Source organism: Campylobacter concisus, from assembly GCF_002912895.1.
Classification (GTDB): Bacteria; Campylobacterota; Campylobacteria; order Campylobacterales; family Campylobacteraceae; genus Campylobacter_A; species Campylobacter_A concisus_G.
On record NZ_POZX01000030.1, the window covers coordinates 1 to 1,893 of the forward strand.

The window sequence follows — 1,893 nt, forward strand, 5'->3', positions numbered from 1 at the left end:
AAATAGATATTTTCAAAAATACAACATTGGAGGCTTAATCTTCAATGGCTACATTATCCCATTTATCATTTACGTAAAAAATAATCCTCGTGATATAAACAAAACCTACCAAAAATTTTAAGGTATCACTAGTTAAAGGCGAGAAAGATCACGCCTTTACTCTTCTACCTTTCTCGTATCAGCCTTACCTTTTATCTCTTCTGCCGCCTCTAGGTCTAGTTGCGCTTTTTTAAATGCTTTACGAGCTTTATCAAGGCGGTTAGAATTCTTAACGCTAGGGTCGTCAGCATAAAACTTCTCTGCTTCTTCAAGCTCGTATTTCTTTTTGCCGTAATTCATTTGAGCGTTTTCTAAGCGCATAGTGGCATTATCTCCACCAGCTAGCTTAGCCCTTGAAGTAACCTCTCCAGTAACTGGGTTACGTCCAATAGTTAAATCTAAATCACGTTTAGCTTGCTCGGCGGTTAAATAACACTCTTTTTTTCCCCCCATTAGTGTTCCAGCAATATTTCGAGGTCTATTTTTAGGGTCAGAGCAATCCACTTTAGCAAAAACACTCAAAGAGAAAGCACTTAAAACTAGCGCTATAACTAATACTTTAATTTTCATTTTTGCTCCTTTTCTTTATTTAACTCTTTTTCTAACTCTTCATAATCAACCATTTTTACAATTTCAGGCTTTAAACCAAGAGCAGGCGGAATTTTAACAACGCAAAATTCTTCGCCCTCGAAGTCAGTAACAAAAGTAACTTTATCGCTCTTATCTTCTAGTTGTTTTACTTTTTCTTGCATTTTTATTCCTCCTTACTCTTGTTTTGCTCTTTCGAGCTATCTAATCCTTTCCTCTTACGCAATCTTCTAAATGCACTTGAGAAAGTAGCTAGGCTCATACCTAGCTTTTTCTCTTCTACTAAAAAAGAGTGTATCGTTTTTAAAGAGTAGCCCTCTTCGTAGAGTTCGTTTATATCTAAAATATAATCATCAAGCTCACTTTTTCGCTCTCTCTTAATGCCTTTGTTAAAACCTCTTTTTAAAAACTCTTCTTTAAAACTTTTCTCACTCATTTTTTATCCTTTGTGACATGCAAAGGCTAAATTTACCTACTGACAACCCTCGCATTCGATCGAGCGATCGGCCACGTCGTTTAGCTTTTCGCTGTCTGGGCTTTCAGAGCGTAGATAGTAGGTTGATTTTAGTCCAAGCTCCCATGCAAGCGTGTAAATTTCGCTTAAATATCCGCCGCTTGCTTTGTCTAAGCTCATAAATATATTTAAACTTTGACCTTGATCGATCCACTTTTGGCGAATCGCGCCTGCTTTTATGAGGATCCTTTGATCAAGCTCGTAAGCTGGCGTGTAAAACTGCCAAGTATCAGGGCTTAAATTTGGCACGACATTTGGGATCATACCGCTTAGGTTGTGCTCAAACCACTTGCGTTTATAGACTGGCTCGATGGTCTGAGTAGTACCAACAAGGATCGAGATAGAGCTAGTTGGAGCGATCGCCATTAGGTAGCCATTTCTCATACCATCACGCTTGACCTTTTCTCTTAGCTTGTCCCAGTCGCAGACATTTTCGTCAAATAGCCCACCTTTGTCGTTTAAAAGCGCTTTTGCGTTCTCGTTTGCGGTGTCTATCGGCATGATGCCTTTGCTCCATTTTGAGCCCTCAAATTTTGGATAGACGCCCTTTTCTACGGCTAAATTTGAGCTAGCATAGATCACATTATAGCTTATGTTTTCCATTATGCTATCAATGAGCGCCAAGTGCTCATAGCTGCCCCATTTGACGTTTTTCTCAGCTAGCATTTGCGCCTCGCCCATGACGCCAAGACCGATCGAGCGAGAAGCTAGGTTTGTGTGTTTTACTTTTTTGTGTGGATAAAAATTTAGAT

At 39.3% G+C, this 1,893-nt stretch carries 3 protein-coding genes and 1 pseudogene; all 4 read right to left on the reverse strand.

The window, feature by feature from the left end:
* Positions 1-156: 156 nt before the first annotated feature.
* Positions 157-609, reverse strand: a complete 453-nt coding sequence (locus tag CYP51_RS03295; protein WP_258032779.1) for a hypothetical protein — start codon at positions 607-609, stop codon at positions 157-159.
* Positions 606-791 (reverse strand): hypothetical protein, encoded by a 186-nt coding sequence (locus tag CYP51_RS03300; protein WP_103624369.1) that lies wholly within the window; start codon positions 789-791, stop codon positions 606-608. The genes CYP51_RS03295 and CYP51_RS03300 overlap by 4 nt, the downstream gene beginning before the upstream one ends.
* A gap of 2 nt (positions 792-793) precedes the next feature.
* Positions 794-1,063 (reverse strand): hypothetical protein, encoded by a 270-nt coding sequence (locus CYP51_RS03305; RefSeq protein WP_103624370.1) that lies wholly within the window; start codon positions 1,061-1,063, stop codon positions 794-796.
* 36 nt (positions 1,064-1,099) lie between these two features.
* A pseudogene (locus CYP51_RS03310) lies at positions 1,100-1,893 on the reverse strand (ribonucleoside-diphosphate reductase subunit alpha); the annotation flags it as partial.

Excerpts from the sequence above, each read along its gene's own strand:
- CYP51_RS03305 (WP_103624370.1), bottom strand. The coding sequence starts at position 1,063 with ATGAGTGAGAAAAGTTTTAAAGAAGAGTTTTTAAAAAGAGGTTTTAAC.
- CYP51_RS03300 (WP_103624369.1), bottom strand. The coding sequence starts at position 791 with ATGCAAGAAAAAGTAAAACAACTAGAAGATAAGAGCGATAAAGTTACT.
- CYP51_RS03295 (WP_258032779.1), bottom strand. The coding sequence starts at position 609 with ATGAAAATTAAAGTATTAGTTATAGCGCTAGTTTTAAGTGCTTTCTCT.